The sequence below is a fragment of the Hymenobacter jeollabukensis genome (assembly GCF_005771675.1).
In the GTDB taxonomy this organism is placed as follows: domain Bacteria; phylum Bacteroidota; class Bacteroidia; order Cytophagales; family Hymenobacteraceae; genus Solirubrum; species Solirubrum jeollabukense.
This window is the reverse complement of record NZ_VAJM01000004.1, coordinates 303,134-318,784: the sequence shown is the minus strand read 5'-3', so window position 1 is coordinate 318,784 and position 15,651 is coordinate 303,134. Positions and strand designations below refer to the sequence as shown.

The window sequence follows — 15,651 nt, the reverse complement described above, 5'->3', positions numbered from 1 at the left end:
CTGCTGCTTCCCCGGGGAAGGTTTACACAACCGGTTTCTGGTTGATGTGCCTGTCGTCCTTCCTGTTTTTCCTGAGTTTCAACCTGCTCATTCCCGAGCTGCCGGCCCACCTCACCCGCATGGGCGGCGGCGAGTACAAGGGCTACATCATTGCCCTGTTTACCGTCACGGCGGCCATTTCGCGGCCCTTCAGCGGCAAGCTGGCCGATACGGTGGGGCGCATTCCGGTGATGGTCATCGGCACGCTGGTGTGCTTCGTGTGCGGCTTTCTGTACGCCTGGGCCACCACCGTAGCCACCTTCCTGACGCTACGCCTGCTGCACGGCTTCAGCACCGGCTTCAAGCCCACCGGCACGGCCGCCTTCATTGCCGACATCATCCCGGTGGAGCGCCGCGGCGAGGCTATGGGCCTGCTGGGCGTGTGCGGTACGCTGGGCATGGCCGTGGGCCCGGCCCTGTGCGGCCCCATCACCGAGTATTTCTCCATCAACACGCTGTTCTACGTCTCGTCGGGACTGGCTTTGCTCTCGGTGCTGGTGCAGGGCACCATGACGGAAACCCTGGCCCCGAGCCAGCGGCAGAAGTTTCACTGGGGCCTGCTGCGCATCGAGTGGCACGAGGTGCTGGAGCCCCGGGTGCTGCGCCCGGCCCTGGTGACGCTGCTCTGCCTGTTCCCCTACGGGGCCATCATCACCATCGTGCCCGACCAGAGCGAGCTGCTGGGCCTGACGGGCCTCACCAAAGGCTCGTTCTTTATCTGCTACACCGTGTCCACGCTGGTGGTACGCCTGGTGGCCGGCCGCGCCTCCGACGTGTACGGCCGGGTGCCGGTGCTGCGCCTCTCCACGCTGGCCCTGGTGCTGGCGCTGGCCGTGCTCACGCTGGCGCGCACGCCGCTGGTGTTTCTGGGCGGGGCGGCGCTGTTCGGGCTGGCCTCGGGGCTGAACTCGCCCACGCTCTACGCCTGGACGGTGGACCTCAGCTCGCCCGAGCACCGGGGCCGGGCCGTGGGCACCATGTACATTGCCTTGGAAGTGGGCATCATGTTCGGGGCACTGCTGGCCGGCTGGGTGTACTCCAACGACGCTGCCCGCCTGCCCTGGGTGTACGCCCTGAGCGCGGCCTGCGTGCTCGTGGCGCTGGTGTTTCTGTACCGGCAGCCGGTGCGGCGGCCGGTGGAAGGATAAGCAAGGGAATTAAAATTTTTCATCCTATCTTCAGAATATACAGCCCACTTGGTACTAAGGCCGATACCGTGTGGCTGGAATGCACCTCGCAGACCGAGTCCTCCGGCTACCTGGGCTCGTTTACCGGCACCCGCTACGCTCTGCTGCTCACGCCCTAGGGCGGCAAGCTGGTGCGCACGCCCGCCTACGCCGCCCTCGACAACCGCCAGTACCGCCGCGCCGAGGTGCAGATCGACGAGCAGGGCCACGGCCGCGCCACCGTGCGCACCACCAGCACCGGCGAGCAGCAGGACGAGCTAGCCCGATGCACCAGCTGCCGGCCGACGAGCAGCGCAAGCAGGCCTGCCAGCGCCTGGCCCTGCCGGCCGTCACCATCGAGCAGAGCAGCTGGCAGCAGGACCACCGCGGCGCCCAGCCCGCCGTGACGGAGCGCCTCACCCTGGCCCTGCCCAGCTACGCCTCGCGCACCGGCCGCCGCCCCTTCCTGACCCCCAACCTCCTGAACCGCCCGCCCCGTGCGTGGGCGCCCGGCAGGCCCCGCTGCAGTTCGCCACCCCCTTCGTCGACGCCGACACCACCGCTACCGCGTGCCCGCCGGCTACAAGCCCGAGGCCGTGCCCGCTCCGGTGCAGCTGCGCACCGCCTTCGGCGGCTACGAAGCCCAGACCCAGGTGCTGCCCGACGGCAGCGTGCAGTACACCCGCCGCCTGCCGATGCCCGCCGGCCGCTTCGAAGCGAAGGAATATGAAGCCTAAGAGGACTTCCGCCAGCACATCAGCAAAGCCGACCGCGCCCAGCTGGTGCTCGTCCACCCGGAGTCGTGAGTCTGGGAGGAGTTAAGAGCTAGGAAAATACGCCTGCCGGACAAACCAGAACGTCATCCTGAGCAGGGCGAACGGAAGGTCGACGTAGTCAAGGACCTTCCTCGCACCCTGCACTGACTAAAAAGCGCAGCCACCAACGCCCAATCGTCCGGGCTCGATGGCCGCGCTTCGATCTTAATACGCTCCTTCGAAAAGCGCCCACACTTCGTCGGTAGTGGCGGTGCAGGGTGCGAGAAAGGTCCTTGACTACGTCGACCTTCGGTTCGCCCTGCTCAGGATGACGCATCTCAACCAACCCCTGCAGACAAATCAGCCACCGCGACGCCCGGGCCGAAACAACCTTTCCCTGGGCCGTTGGTCTATTCTTTGCCAGGGTTCATCCAGTCTTCACGCCGAGACGTGCTGCCCCGCCTTACCTTACCGCCATGTTTGCTTCCGCCCTTTGGCTGCCCCTGCTGCTCGCGCCCTTCACCGGTGGCTCGGCCACCCCGCCGCCCGCCGATTACTGGACCGACGTACCGGCCGCGGCCGGGCGCAAGCTGGGACCGCCGCGCATCCAGCCCACCCGCTACCGCACCCTGAAGCTGAACCTGCCGGCCGCCCAGCGCTACCTCCGGGCCGTGCCCGCCGAGGGCGACGCCCCCACCCTGCTCACCCTGCCCCTGCCCGACGGCTCGAAGCACCAGTTTCGGGTGCGGCGCAGCTCGGTGATGGCGCCCGAGCTGGCCGCCAAGTTTCCCGAGCTGCAAACCTTCGCCGGCCAGGACGCGGCCGACGCCACCGCCTCGCTGCGCCTGGAGCTGACGCCCGCCGGCCTGCGCGCCCAGATCATTGGCTACGGCGGCACCCAGCTCATCGAGCCTTACCGCCAGGGCGACACCCAGCACTACATCTGCTTCGACAAGGCCGCCCTGCCCCCGGGCAGTAAGCAGTGGTCGGAGCCCGGGCCTATAAAGCGCTGACGGGCGCGAACATTCTGCCCCGAACCGCTTCCGGCGGCGGCCGAAATACTGTAACTTGGGGCTCCCAAACCGGATTTTTCCCTTTCTCATAACACCCACTCCTTTTTAATGCCTATGCGCACATCTTCTACCCCGACCGGTACGCTGCGAAGCTCACTGCTGGGGGGCCTGCTGCTGCTGGGTCTGGCCTCGCCCTTTGCTGCCTCCGCGCAGCGCGTGCTCTGGGCCGACGCCAAAGCCGAGCGCCTGCCCACCGCCGCCCGCGGCACCACCCAAGCCCTCGACCGGTACCGGGTGGTCAGCGTGCAGATTGCGAATCTGCGCACTGCCCTGGCCACTGCTCCGGCCGAGAAAGGCGCCGGGGCCCGCCAGTCGGCCACGGTGGTATCCCTGCCCCTGCCCGACGGCACGGCCGGCCGCTTCCGCGTGGTCGAAACCCAGGTGATGCACCCCGACCTGGCCGCCAAGTTCCCGCTGATCAAGACCTACGCCGGCCAGGGCATCGACGACCCGACGGCCGTAGCCTACTTCGACGTTTCGCCGGCCGGCCTGCACACCATGATCCTCTCGCCAGGTAACACGGTGTACATGGACCCCACGGCCGACGGGGTAAACCACCTGGTGTTCTACAAGCGCGACATCAACCAAGCGGCGCTGAACCGCTCGGTTTGCGGCGTAGCCACGCCGGCCGGGGCTGCCCAGCGCCTGGCTCCTACCGCTAATCCGAACGTACCGTCGTCGCCGGCCGCCATCGGGGCGCACGGCACCCAGCGCCGCCTCTACCGCCTGGCTATGGCCTGCACCGGGGAGTACGCGACGACCAAAGGCGGGACCGTGGCGGGCGCCATGGCCGGCATCACCACCTCCGTCAACCGCGTGAGCGGGGTGTACACCACGGAGCTGTCGGTGGCCTTTCAGCTGGTAGCCAACAACGACCAGCTCGTGTACCTCAACGGTACCACCGACCCGTATACCAACAACGACGGGGCGGCCATGCTGGCGCAAAACCAGACGACGGTGACCAACATCATCGGGGCCAACAACTACGACATCGGCCACGTGTTCAGCACGGGTGGCGGCGGTATTGCCGGCCTGGGCGTGGTGTGCGTACCGGGCAACAAGGCCCGCGGCGTAACGGGCCTGGGCAACCCCGTTGGCGACGCTTTCGACATCGACTTCGTGGCCCACGAAGTGGGCCACCAGTTCGGCGGCGCCCACACGTTCAACTCGATTGCCGACGGCAACTGCACCGGCCCCGGTCCTAATACCAACGGCACCCGCAGCGCGCTGGCCGCCTACGAGCCAGGCTCGGGCACGACCATCATGGCCTACGCCGGCATCTGCTCGCCGAGCGACGTTCAGCCGCATTCCGACCCTTATTTCCACGCCCGTAGCCTGGAGCAGATCGTTGCCCACATCACCGGCACCGGCAACTGCGCCACCCTCACGCCGACCAACAACACCCCGCCCACGGTTAGCGCCGGCACCCGCCGCATCATTCCCAAAGGCACGCCCTTTGAGCTGACCGGCAGCGGCACCGACGCCGACGGCGACGCCCTCACCTACTGCTGGGAGCAATACGACCTCGGCCCCGGCGGAGCGCCCAACTCGCCCAGCGGCGACGCGCCCATCTTCCGCTCGTTTACGCCCACGACCAGCCCTTCGCGCACCTTCCCGCGCCTGAGCAACATCCTGGCCAACACCCAGACCATGGGTGAAATCCTGCCCAGCTACGGTCGCCAGCTGCACTTCCGCCTCACCGTGCGCGACAACCGCGTGAGCGGCGGCGCCATGAGCTATGACACCGTGTCGGTGCCGGTAGTAGGCACGGCGGGTCCCTTCCTGGTGACGATGCCCAACGCCACCGGTATCACGTGGCGCGCCGGCGTGCCCCAGCAAGTGACCTGGGACGTGGCCAACACCACGGCCGCGCCCATCAGCGCCGCCAACGTGGACATCCTGCTCTCGACCGACGGCGGCCTGACCTTCCCGACCACCCTGCTGGCGGGTACGCCCAACGATGGCACCCAGACGGTGACCATCCCGGCCACGGTGGCTTCCACCCAGTGCCGCATCAAGATCAAGGCCAGCGGCAACGTGTTCTTCGACATTTCGAACAGCAACTTCACCGTGCAGCAGCCCACCACCCCGGGCTACTACCTGTCTAGCGGCTGCGCCGATGCGACGCCCTCGTTCTGCCCCGGCAGCGCGACGACCTGCAGCGTAAGCGTAGGCCAGCTGCTCGGCTTCACGGGCCAGGTAACGCTGGCGGCCACGAACCTGCCCACGGGCATGACGGCCAGCTTCGGCGCCAACCCGGTGGCCGCCGGTAGCGCTTCGTCGGTGACGCTGACGTCGTCGAGCACCACGCCTTCGGGCACCTACACGGTGAGCATCACGGGCACCAGCGGTACGCAGAGCGAAACTCAGAACATTACCCTGACGGTGCGCAACGCGGCCAACGTGCCGCCGACGCTGACGGCCCCGGCCGCCAGCTCGCTGCGCGCCCTGCCGACGCCGACCTTCCAGTGGACGGCTATTGCCTCGGCCAGCTCCTACGACCTGCAGGTGGCTACCGATGCGGCTTTCGCCAACGTGGTTATCAACCAGACCGGCCTGACGACCAACTCGTACGCCGTTACGGCCCCGCTGACGCAGAACACGCAGTACTTCTGGCGCGTGCGCGGCATTGCCGAATGCGGCACCGGCCCGTGGTCGACGCAAGGCATGTTTGCCGTAGGTCGTCAGTTCTGCATTCCGGCCCTGTTCACCGCCACCGATGTCCCCCAGACCCTGGCGTCGACGGGCTCCTCGCTGGTGCTTTCCACGATTAGCGTCGCGCAGGGCACCGACCCGAGCACGCAGCTGGTGGCCGGCGACGTTATCAGCGGCATTCGGGTGCGCAACGTAGCCATCACCCACCCCAATATCGGGGAGCTGATCATTCAGCTGCGCGGTCCGAGCGGGCGCAACGCCACTCTGGCTACCTCGCCCTGCTACGGCTCGGCCAACCTGAACGCCAGCTTCGATGATGCCGGCGTGGCCCTGAGCTGCCCGACCACCAGCGGAGCCTCCTACCAACCCAGCAACCCGCTGTCGAGCTACCTGGGCACTTCGCCCTTCGGTACCTGGGCACTGCTGGTGCAGGATATCGTGCCCGGCAACGGCGGCACCCTGACGGGCTGGGGCCTGGAAATCTGCACCACCCGCGACGCCGTGCTGAGCCAGAAAGGCGCCCAGCAGCTGCAAGGCGTGTCGGTGTACCCGAACCCGAGCAACGGCGACTTCTATCTGAACGTGGACAACGGCGTGAGCGGCCAGCTGAGCGTGTCGGTAACCGATGCCCTGGGCCGCGTGGTGCTGACCAAGGAGCTGCGCAAAACGGCCGGTCAGCTGAACGAGCGTCTCGACATGAGCAAGCTCAGCCGCGGCATGTACCAGCTGCACCTCTCGCTGCCCGGCGGTGGTACGGCGGTCGAAAAGCTGATGAAGCTGTAAGCTTCAACGGCTCCTGCCTAGATAAAAAAGGCCGCCTTCTCACGAAGGCGGCCTTTTTTATTGTCAGTGTAATTAAACGCCCTCCAAAGCCATGGGGCTGTTGGCGCAATTCGCGGTTCCGCCTTTTACCGGTCTCCGCCACGACCGGGACTGAGCAAACCAGCTAGTCCGCCCAGCGCGGCCGAGCCAATGGCGGTAAGCGCCTGCGGAGCGGCGGCATCTTTAGGCGCCTGCCAGCTGATAAAACAGATGGCGAGGATGCTGGCCACCACTACGGCGCCTAAAATCTAGATAGCGTAACGGTAGGTCCACCGGTCACTGCTGGTGGGATTGTTCTTGCGCAGCTCGTCGATAAGGTCCATCTTTTCCTTGGTCGGCAGTTTATCGTTGGCCAGCACCATCTTCATCAGCTCACAGTTCTGTTCGCTTTTCATGCGGATATAGGGGTTGGTACAGAAAGCTTCAGTGGACTTGTTTGGCTTAGGCCTATGCTGGTGTCGAGTAGCTACAGCGCCACCCGCAGCTGGGCTTTCACGTCGCTGCGCTCGTTGCCGCGGATTTCGTCGAGGCCGGAACCGACGGTGCTCTGGTGGCGGTAGCGGGTGTTGGCGAACCGCAGCCAGAGCGTGAGGCGGCGGTTGATTTTGTACTCGGCCAGCAGGTAGTAGCGCGTGCCGCGGCCGTAGAGCACCGGGATGGAAAAGGCGTAGAGCACGTCCTGCTCGTAGACGTACTGCCGGGTGTCGTAGTCGTCGGTGTCGAAGAGGGCGTAGCGGGCGGTGAGGCGCAGGCGTTGCCAGGGCTGCACCGTTACGTCCTGGGCCAGCAGGTAGCCGGTCTTGATGGGGCTGTCGGCCTCGCGGTAGCGCACGCCCTGCACGCGGGTGCGCAGGCTGAGCGCGGGCGTGGGGCTGGTGTCGTAGAACAGGAGCAGGGAGCGGCGCATCACGGGCACCGGCATGGGCATGGGCCGGGTGCTGCTGGCGTCGTCGTACTCCTTCACGCGGGTGCGGATCTGGGCGTAGAGCTGGCTGGTTTTGGTCGGGGCGAAGCTCACGCGCAGCAGCCAGTCGTAGCCGCTGCCGGGGGCGCCAGCTTGGTAACGCAGCCAGGGAAAGCGGAACTGGTCGTAGTAGGCCGACAACTCCCAGCGGGCAATGGGGCGCAGCTTGAGGCCCATGTACAGGCCGTTTTCGTTGATGTTGCGCGTGTTTTCGCTGAGCGCGTTGCCGTAGAGCGTGTGGAAATCCTTGTCGTAGCGGCGGAAGAGCACCGAGGCGTCGACGCTCGGCCCCAGGCTGGCCAGCAGGCCGTTGATGGTGCCCAGGCCGCCGCTGCTGCTGCGGGCCGTTTCGCCGAACAAGCTCACGTTGCGCCAGCCGTAGCTGTAGTGCGTGCTCACGGCCAGGTTGTGGCGCCCGCTGAACTCGTAGAAGTTGTACGGCTCGTTGCGCTTCTGAATGGGCTTGTCGAACAGGGTGTTGACGGCCGTCAGCCCCACATTCAGCCGGCCGGTGCCGGGCGCGAAGCTCAGGTCGCCGCCGGTGACGGTTTCCTGCAAAGCCTGGCGGTTGGCCAGCTCCGAGGGCGTGCGGTGAAAGCCGGTGATGATCAGCCCCGAGGCAAAGTCGCTGAAGTCGTCGGCCTGGCGCAGGGAGTCAACCACGCTGCTGGTGCGCAGGGTCGCGTCGATGCGCTTGCGCGAGGCAAAGCCGGTGAACTTGAGGGCGGGCGTGAGGGCCACGGTAGCCGCCGCACCCCGGAAAAATGCCGTTTCCAGCACCGATGAGTAGGGCCGCACGCCCACGTTGGAGCGGCGCAGGGTGGTAATGGTTTCGGCCCCCTTGCCCACCTGCAGGCCCGAGGACAGCAGCAGCCCCTGCCCGAACTGCAGCTGGTAGTCGCCAATAACCACGGACTTCAGCCGGCCGCGGTCGAACAGGGCGAAATGCGCCGAGTAGTAGTCGAAGCCGTAGCGGCGGGTTTTGGCGTCCCAGGTGAACTGCTCGCCGGCGTCTTTTTCGGCCGCGAAGCCGATGGAAAAGTCGCGGGCGTGGCTGGTGCGGAAGCGCACGAGCATTTTGTCGGCCGAGCCGAGGTAATGCGCGGGCAGCTCGCCGTTGCTGTTGGCCGTGACGGGGCCGTAGCCGCGGCGGTCCTGCAGCACCCGCTCGTAGCGCAAGAACAGCGCGTTGTTGTCTTCCTGCCAGATGCGCTTCCACAACGGGCCGCGAGCCGCGTTGGGGTCGGTATTGCCCACCGTCACGAAGGGCGCCACCCGGTAGATGGTGCGCAGATCGAAGCCGCGGATGCTCTGCAGCTCGTACAGCGCCAGCAGCTGGCCGTAGAGCTGCCGGTGCTCCAGCAGGGCCGTAATCTGGGGCTCCGAGAGCAGCAGCAGGCTGCTGAGCTCCTCGCGGTTGGCCGTGTTCAGGTTCAGCGGCGTCTGCAGGTACTGCAGCAGGTTTTCGTAGAGGTCCTCGTAGTTTTCCTGGTCGCTCTGGGGCTCGGCAAACAGCTCCTGCACCAGCTTGTCGAGGTCGGGGCGCGGGCGCGGGTAGTCCTGCACCTGGGCGTGGGCGGTGCCGGCCAGCAGCAGGGCGGCCGTCAGCAGCCCGGCGGCGCGGGCTCCTCCCCCACCGCTCGGCCGCCGCGTAGCAAGGTCGAAGCGGGGCGTCATGGCTGGGTCGGGGGCTGCGGTTGGGCTTTGGGCTCGAAGCGCAGGCCGGCGCTCAGGTGTTGGCTCAGGCCGAGCACGTTGTGGTAGCCAGCGGCGTAGTCGAGGCGCAGGCGGCCCAGGCGCAGGCCCAGCCCGCCGGTAGCCTGCTCGGCCAGGGTGGCAAAGCCGGCGCGCACCGTCAGCGCGTCGATGAGCTGGTACTCCAGCCCGGCCTTGAAGTCGGCCGATTGCTCGATGTCCTTCTCGGTTTCCACCACCAGCAGCACCTTGGCGCTGGGGCGGTAGCTCAGGCCGGCCTTGAGCACGGTGGGCACCCGCTCGTCCTGGTACCGGGCCAGCTTGGCCTGGTTGAGGTTGTAGAGGTAAGCCCCGAAGGTCAGCTTCTGCGGAATCACCTCGGCCTGCCCGCCCAGCGACATGGCCACCGCCCGGCGGCTGCCCAGCCCCTCGATGCTCACCTGCAGCACGTCGGCGCGGGCGCCGATGCTCACCAGGCCCAGCCGGTAGCCGTAGCCCAGGCCCACGCGCTGCTCGCTGTAGAGCTTGCCGCCGAAGCGCTGCAGCTCCACTCCCACCACGCCGTTGCGGGCCGCTTTGGCGCCCTCGGGCTGGGGGCCCAGCGGCACGGCGGCGGCCAGGGCGGCGGTGCTCAGCTCGCGGATGAAAAACTGGTTGCCGGCGTACACGCCCACTTCGGCGCGGGTGAGCTGGCCCAGCCCGGCCACGTTGTTGCCGATGGCCCACACGTCGCTGAGCGTAGTGGCGGCGGTGCCGAGGCCGGCGGCCCGGGCGCCGCGCACGCCGGGGCCGTTGCCCTGGGCGTGGGCGGCCGAAGCAGCCAGAAGAAAGAAACCAAGGGCAGCGTAGAGTTTGGGCATAGGCGCGGGCTAATCGGTGCAAGATAATTGGCCCGCAACGGATTAGCTACTGCCCGCCGCCGGGAAAATCTGGCCGTCGAATTTCCGGGTCAGAACCACAAAAAAGCCCCGGCACCAAGCGGTACCGGGGCTTTCTGATCAGCTGAGAACGGGCGGCGGGCTTACTGGCCCACCGAGGCCGCTTCCTTGCCTTTCTTCTTGGTTTTCACCTTCACTTTCTGCGTCTTGCCGTCAGCAGCCGGGGCGGCCGCAGTCATGCTGGCGTTGGGGTTCGGGCCGTTATTCACCAGCGTCATTTCGTCGACGATGTGCTTGGCGCCGCCGAGCTTCTCGATGCACCAGAGCACGTAGCGGATGTCGGCGTTGATGCAGCGCTTCAGCTCCGGGTCGTAGGCTAGGTCGCCGGTCATGGCTTCCCAGTTGCCGTCGAAGGCCAGGCCGATCAGCTCGCCGCGGCCGTTGATGACCGGCGAGCCGCTGTTGCCGCCCGTAATGTCGTTGTCGGTGATGAAGCCCACGTGCAGCGTGCCGTCCTTGTCGGCGAAGCGGCCGTAGTCCTTGCCGGTGAGCAGCTGCTCCTCCTTCTGGGGCACCACAAACTCGGGGTTCGTGTTGTCCTGCTTTTCCAGAATGCCCTGGGCGGTGGTGAAGAAGCTGTAGTTCACCGCGTCGCGGCCCTTGTAGGGGCGCACGGTACCGTAGCTCAGGCGCAGGGTGGAGTTGGCGTCGGGCGAGTACACTTTCTGGGTGTTTTTCTCGCGCAGCGCGGCCACGTAGAGGCGGTTGGCGCGCACCAGGTCGGCCTGCAGGGCCTGCATTTTCGGCAGGATCTTGGTCAGGTAGTTGGCGTAGATCGAGAGGTAGGTCTTGAAGCCGGGGTCGGCCTCCAGCTTGGCTTGCGTGGGCGCGGCCAGGAAGGCGTCAACCTTGGCCTTCGAGGTCAGGAAGGAGTTGGCAAACACGTAGTCAGCGTACTTCTGGGTCGAGCCGCCGTACTGGGTCTGGATGGTCTGGAACACCTCGGGCTGCTGGTCCTTGGGCACGTCCTGCATGTAGAGGTTCAGCAGCGCGGCAAACACTTTCTTGTCGGTCGGGGCGCTGTAGTCCTTGAAGAACTCCTCCACCGGCTCCTTCAGGTCCTCAGCGGCTTTCTTGGCGGCAGCCGGGTCGGGAGCCACGGGTCCGGCGCCTTTGAAGGCCATGTAAATCGGCTGCATGCGGGCGGCCAGCGTCACGATTTCGGTGCCGAAGGCGGCCTCGTTCACGTACTGGCTGCTCAGGTTGTACTCGCGCAGGCCGGCGTAGGCTTTGTTGATGTCCTCCAGCACCTTGCCGTACTGCTCGGTGCGGGTGGCATCAGCCGCAATCCACTGCTGCAGGGCGGCTTCCTCGGCTTTCTTCTGGTCCACCGTTTTCAGGCGCTTCATGCCCTCGTTCTGGCCGATGAAGTACTTCCAGTAGTTGGCAATGTTGGCGTACTTCGAGGCGTATTGCAAGCGCAGGGCCGGGTCGCGGTCCATGTCCTCTTTCCAGAGCTTAAGGCGCATGTCACGCAGCTTGATGCGGGCGGGGTTGCTCTGCTCCAGGGTCATCTGCAGGCCGGCGGCGGGCAAAAAGCGCTGGGTGCGGCCGGGGAAGCCGAACACCATCGAGAAGTCGCCCTCGCTCACGCCCTGCAGGCTGACGGGCAGGTGCTTTTTGGGCACGTAGGGCTGGTTGCCGTCCTGAAAGCCGGCGGTGGGCTTGTTGTTTTTATCGGCGTACACCCGGAACATCGAGAAGTCGCCGGTGTGGCGGGGCCACATCCAGTTGTCGGTGTCGCCGCCGAACTTGCCCACGGCCTCGGGCGGGGCGCCCACCAGGCGCACGTCGCCGAAGCGCTGGTACACGAACAAGTAGTACTCGTTGCCGCCGAAAAAGTCGCGCACGTAGGCCACGTACTGGCCGTTTTCCTTGGCCGCGTTGGCCAGCTCGCGCTGCCGCTGCTGAATGGTGGCCGTGCGGGTGAGTTCGGGCGTCTGGGGCGTGATGCCTTCGAGCATCTTGGGCGTCACGTCCTCCATGCGCACCAGGATGTCGACGAACAAACCGGGGTTCTTCAGCTCGTCGGTCTTGGTGGCGGCGAAGAAGCCGTTCTGCAGGATGTTGTTCTGGGTGGTGCTGTGGCTCTGAATGGCGTCGTAGCCGCAGTGGTGGTTGGTGAGCAGCAGGCCCTGGCCCGACACGAACTCGCCGGTGCAGAAGCCGCCAAGCTGCACGATGGCGTCCTTGAGCGAGGCGTTGTTGACGTCGTAGATTTCCTCGGCCGTGAGCTTGAGGCCTTTTTTCTGCATGTCGGCCTGGTTGAGCCGCTTCACGAGCAGCGGCAGCCACATGCCTTCGTCGGCGCGGGCCACCACCGGCAGCAGCAGCGCCAGCAGCAGGCCTTTCAGCCAGTTGGGGTTGAACATCGATTGGGGAAATAAGTGAGTGAAACGGCGCAACTTGCCAGCGGCAACGCCGAACCAAACTTACGAAGGCCGGCGTTGTTTGCCTAACGCCCGTTCGGCTTCTGGCCGCGCGTGCCCTTGGTCGTTACCCGCCCGCCTGCCGTGTCCGCGCTGTTCAAGTACTCTTTCCTGGCCCTGGTGTGGGTGTACCGGCACCTGATTTCGCCGCTCAAGCCGGCCACCTGCCGCTACCAGCCCACCTGCTCGGCCTACGCCACCGAGGCCCTGCGCCGCCACGGCCCCTGGCGCGGCGGCTGGCTGGCCCTGCGCCGCATCGGCCGCTGCCACCCCTGGGGCGGCTTCGGCTACGACCCGGTGCCGGACAAGTAGCGCCGCCACCACGGCGCGGCCGTCCCGTTCGGCCGGCTGCCCGGCCGCCAGCGCCCACCCCTCGACGGGCTAACCCCCGCCCGCATCCGAAACGACCTCCGGAGCCTCCGCAGGGCCAAACATTGCTCTTGGGAACGTTCCGGACGCTCATGGGGAGGTTCCGGACGCACCCGGGGCGCTGTCGGAGGCTCGTGGCGGCGTTCCTGCCGTTCGTGGCCGGGTGCCGGACGCTCCCGGGGCGCTTGCGGAGGCGCCTGGCGGCGTGCCGAACGGTACCGGGCCGGTTGCGGACGCCCGCCGCTCCGCAATTCGCGCGGCACGGCGGCCCCGCTTGCCGCTTCTTCCGTATACCGTCGTTCACCTCGACTGTTTCGGCAGCGGGGCTTTGTTCACGGAAGTATTGGCTGATATGAATCGAATCGTTGCGGGCCTGCTGGGCCTGACCCTGCTGACATCGGCCGCCTGCTCCGAAGCCCAGGACGGCAAGGGCAAGAAAGGCGGCGGCAAAAAAGGCGGAAAGAAAACCTCGGTGATGAACCCCATTGCCGGCCTGACTAAGGTGGGCCACATGGGCTCGGAGGTCAAAGAAAGCTCGGGCCTAGCCCTGGGCCCCGAGGCCGGCACCTTCTACACCCACGGCGACGACGGGGCCGAGCCCACGCTCTACCTCGTGCGCACCGACGGCAGCCTGGTGAAGTCCCTGCCCGTGCCCGGCGTGAATCAGGTCGACTGGGAATCGGTGACCCAGGACAACCAGGGCGTGCTCTACATCGGCGACTGCGGCAACAACAACAACGACCGCCGCGACCTGACCATCTACCGCTTCGACCCGCGCCAGCCCGATGCCGCCGTGCGCAGCATCCGCTTCACCTACCCCGACCAACAGGAGTTTCCGCCCGGCAAGAAGGAGCGCAACTTCGACTGCGAGGCCTCGCTCTGGTACAACGGCGGCATTTACCTATTCACCAAGGACCGCGGCCAGGGCAGCACCTGCAAGGTGTACCGCCTGCAGGCCGACGGCCCGGCCAAGCAAACGGCGCAGCTGCTGGGCAAGATTGCCGTGGCCGGCGAAGTCACCGACGCCGCGCTGAGCCCCGACGGCCGTACGCTGGCCCTGCTGGGCCGCGAGGAGCTGTTTCTCTGCCCCGTGTCGGGCGGCAACTTCACCCAGACCACCCCGCGCGCCGTGCGCCTGCCCGGCGCGGGCCAGACCGAAGGTGCCGTGTTTCAGGATAACAATACGCTCATGATCAGCACCGAGCAGGGCAACCTGTACCGCTACCAGCTGGGGCAGTAAGAAAAGGTGTAATTAGAACGTCATCCTGACGAAGGAAGGACCTTCCTCGAACCACGCACCAACCAAAAAGCGCAGCCACCAACGCCCTGTCGTCCGGGCCCGGTGGCTGCGCTTCGGCGTTACCAGAAAAGCGTCTGCACTCCGTAGGCAGCAGCGGTGCAGGGTGAGAGAAAGGTCTTCGCTACGCTCAGGATGACCGTTCCTGGCACCGGCCTCCCCTATTACAAGCGGCGAATGGTACGGCAGCCCGAAATGATTGGGACCGGCACCGTTCGCCGCTTACTTTTGCTAATCCCTTGACCCCGCCGCCCCCGGGCGGTCCTTCCCCCATTTTTCACAGTATGAGCAGCACTGCCGTTTCCACTCTGCGCGCCGGCGTCCTTTTCGGCGACGAGGTACAACAACTGTTTGACTACGCCAAGGAGCAAGGCTTCGCCCTGCCCGCCGTCAACGTCACCGGCACCGACACGGTGAACGGCGTGCTCGAAGCCGCCCGCGACCTGAACTCGCCCGTCATCATCCAGTTCTCGAACGGTGGGGCCCAGTTCTTCGCCGGCAAAGGCGTGCCGAACGACAAGCAGCAGGCCAGCATTGCCGGCGCCATTTCGGGCGCCCAGCACGTGCACCTGATGGCCGAGCTGTACGGCGTGCCCGTCATTCTGCACACCGACCACGCCGCCAAGAAGCTGCTCCCGTGGATCGACGGCCTGCTCGAAGCCGGCGAGAAGCACTTCGCCCAGTACGGCCGCCCGCTCTACAGCTCGCACATGATTGACCTCTCCGAGGAGCCCATCGAGGAGAACATCGAAATCTGCAAGGAGTACCTGGCGCGCATGGACAAAATCGGCATGACGCTGGAAATCGAGCTGGGCGTGACCGGCGGCGAGGAAGACGGCGTCGACAACTCCGACGTGGATTCTTCGCGCCTCTACACCCAGCCTTCGGAAGTGGCCTACGCCTACGAAGAGCTGTTGAAGATCAGCCCGCGCTTCACCATCGCGGCTGCTTTCGGCAACGTGCACGGCGTGTACAAGCCCGGCAACGTGAAGCTGCAGCCCGTCATCCTGAAAAACTCGCAGGAGTACGTGCGCGAGAAGTACAACCTGGAGGCGGAGCGCCCGATCAACTTCGTGTTCCACGGCGGCTCGGGCTCGTCGCAGGAGGAAATCCGCGAGGCCATCAGCTACGGCGCCATCAAGATGAACATCGACACCGACCTGCAGTGGGCGTTCTGGGACGGCATCAAGAACTTCTACAAGAAGAACGAAGGCTTCCTGCAGGGCCAGATCGGCAACCCCACCGGTGAAGACTCGCCCAACAAGAAGTACTACGACCCGCGCGTGTGGCTGCGCGAAGGTGAAAAGACCTTCGTCACGCGCCTGAAGCAGGCCTTCGAAGACCTGAACGCCGTGAACCGCCGCCCCTCGGCCGAGTAGTCGGACCGACGCAAAAAGAACGTCATTCCGAGCGAAGCCGAGGAATCTCGCGTGCTGACTTCTGATAGTA

12 protein-coding genes are annotated in these 15,651 nt (G+C 66.1%); 8 read left to right on the top strand and 4 right to left on the bottom strand.

All coding sequences use genetic code 11. From position 1 onward, the window contains the following. Positions 1–44: 44 nt before the first annotated feature. From FDY95_RS11405 to FDY95_RS11390, 5 genes are all read left to right on the top strand, one after another. Complete coding sequence (locus FDY95_RS11405) at positions 45–1,187, top strand: MFS transporter (RefSeq protein WP_246074000.1); 1,143 nt, start codon at positions 45–47, stop codon at positions 1,185–1,187. A gap of 170 nt (positions 1,188–1,357) precedes the next feature. Further along, positions 1,358–1,612, top strand: a complete 255-nt coding sequence (locus FDY95_RS11400; RefSeq protein WP_138077858.1) for a hypothetical protein — start codon at positions 1,358–1,360, stop codon at positions 1,610–1,612. Between the two features lie 162 nt (positions 1,613–1,774). Further along, positions 1,775–1,942, top strand: coding sequence for a hypothetical protein (locus FDY95_RS26320; protein ID WP_171025647.1), 168 nt, complete (start codon positions 1,775–1,777; stop codon positions 1,940–1,942). Between the two features lie 494 nt (positions 1,943–2,436). Beyond that, a complete protein-coding gene (locus FDY95_RS11395) occupies positions 2,437–2,973 on the top strand; it encodes a hypothetical protein (RefSeq protein WP_138077856.1) in 537 nt (178 codons plus the stop codon). A gap of 114 nt (positions 2,974–3,087) precedes the next feature. Then, on the top strand, positions 3,088–6,471 hold the full coding sequence (locus FDY95_RS11390; protein ID WP_171025646.1) for a reprolysin-like metallopeptidase: 3,384 nt from the start codon (positions 3,088–3,090) through the stop codon (positions 6,469–6,471). Positions 6,472–6,758: 287 nt separating this feature from the next. Here FDY95_RS11390 and FDY95_RS26315 read toward each other — a convergent pair whose 3' ends face one another. The 4 genes from FDY95_RS26315 to FDY95_RS11375 all read right to left on the bottom strand — a co-directional run bounded on the left by FDY95_RS26315 (position 6,759) and on the right by FDY95_RS11375 (position 12,479). After that, positions 6,759–6,905 (bottom strand): hypothetical protein, encoded by a 147-nt coding sequence (locus tag FDY95_RS26315; RefSeq protein ID WP_171025645.1) that lies wholly within the window; start codon positions 6,903–6,905, stop codon positions 6,759–6,761. Positions 6,906–6,976: 71 nt separating this feature from the next. Further along, positions 6,977–9,151, bottom strand: a complete 2,175-nt coding sequence (locus FDY95_RS11385) for a helix-hairpin-helix domain-containing protein (protein WP_138077852.1) — start codon at positions 9,149–9,151, stop codon at positions 6,977–6,979. Then, entirely contained in the window at positions 9,148–10,029 is an 882-nt protein-coding gene (locus tag FDY95_RS11380; RefSeq protein ID WP_138077850.1) for a hypothetical protein, read from the bottom strand. Before FDY95_RS11380 ends, FDY95_RS11385 begins: the two co-directional genes overlap by 4 nt. A gap of 161 nt (positions 10,030–10,190) precedes the next feature. Beyond that, complete coding sequence (locus tag FDY95_RS11375) at positions 10,191–12,479, bottom strand: S46 family peptidase (RefSeq protein WP_138077848.1); 2,289 nt, start codon at positions 12,477–12,479, stop codon at positions 10,191–10,193. A 141-nt stretch (positions 12,480–12,620) separates the two neighbouring features. Here FDY95_RS11375 and yidD point away from each other — a divergent pair, with 141 nt between their 5' ends. The 3 genes from yidD (at position 12,621) to fbaA (ending at position 15,581) form a co-directional block, all read left to right on the top strand. After that, complete coding sequence (gene yidD, locus FDY95_RS11370; protein WP_138077846.1) at positions 12,621–12,848, top strand: membrane protein insertion efficiency factor YidD; 228 nt, start codon at positions 12,621–12,623, stop codon at positions 12,846–12,848. A gap of 409 nt (positions 12,849–13,257) precedes the next feature. Continuing rightward, the gene (locus tag FDY95_RS11365) at positions 13,258–14,145 is read left to right on the top strand and encodes a hypothetical protein (RefSeq protein ID WP_138077844.1); all 888 of its coding nucleotides are present in this window, start codon (positions 13,258–13,260) and stop codon (positions 14,143–14,145) included. A gap of 341 nt (positions 14,146–14,486) precedes the next feature. Then, positions 14,487–15,581, top strand: a complete 1,095-nt coding sequence (gene fbaA, locus FDY95_RS11360) for a class II fructose-bisphosphate aldolase (protein WP_138077842.1) — start codon at positions 14,487–14,489, stop codon at positions 15,579–15,581. Positions 15,582–15,651: the final 70 nt, after the last annotated feature.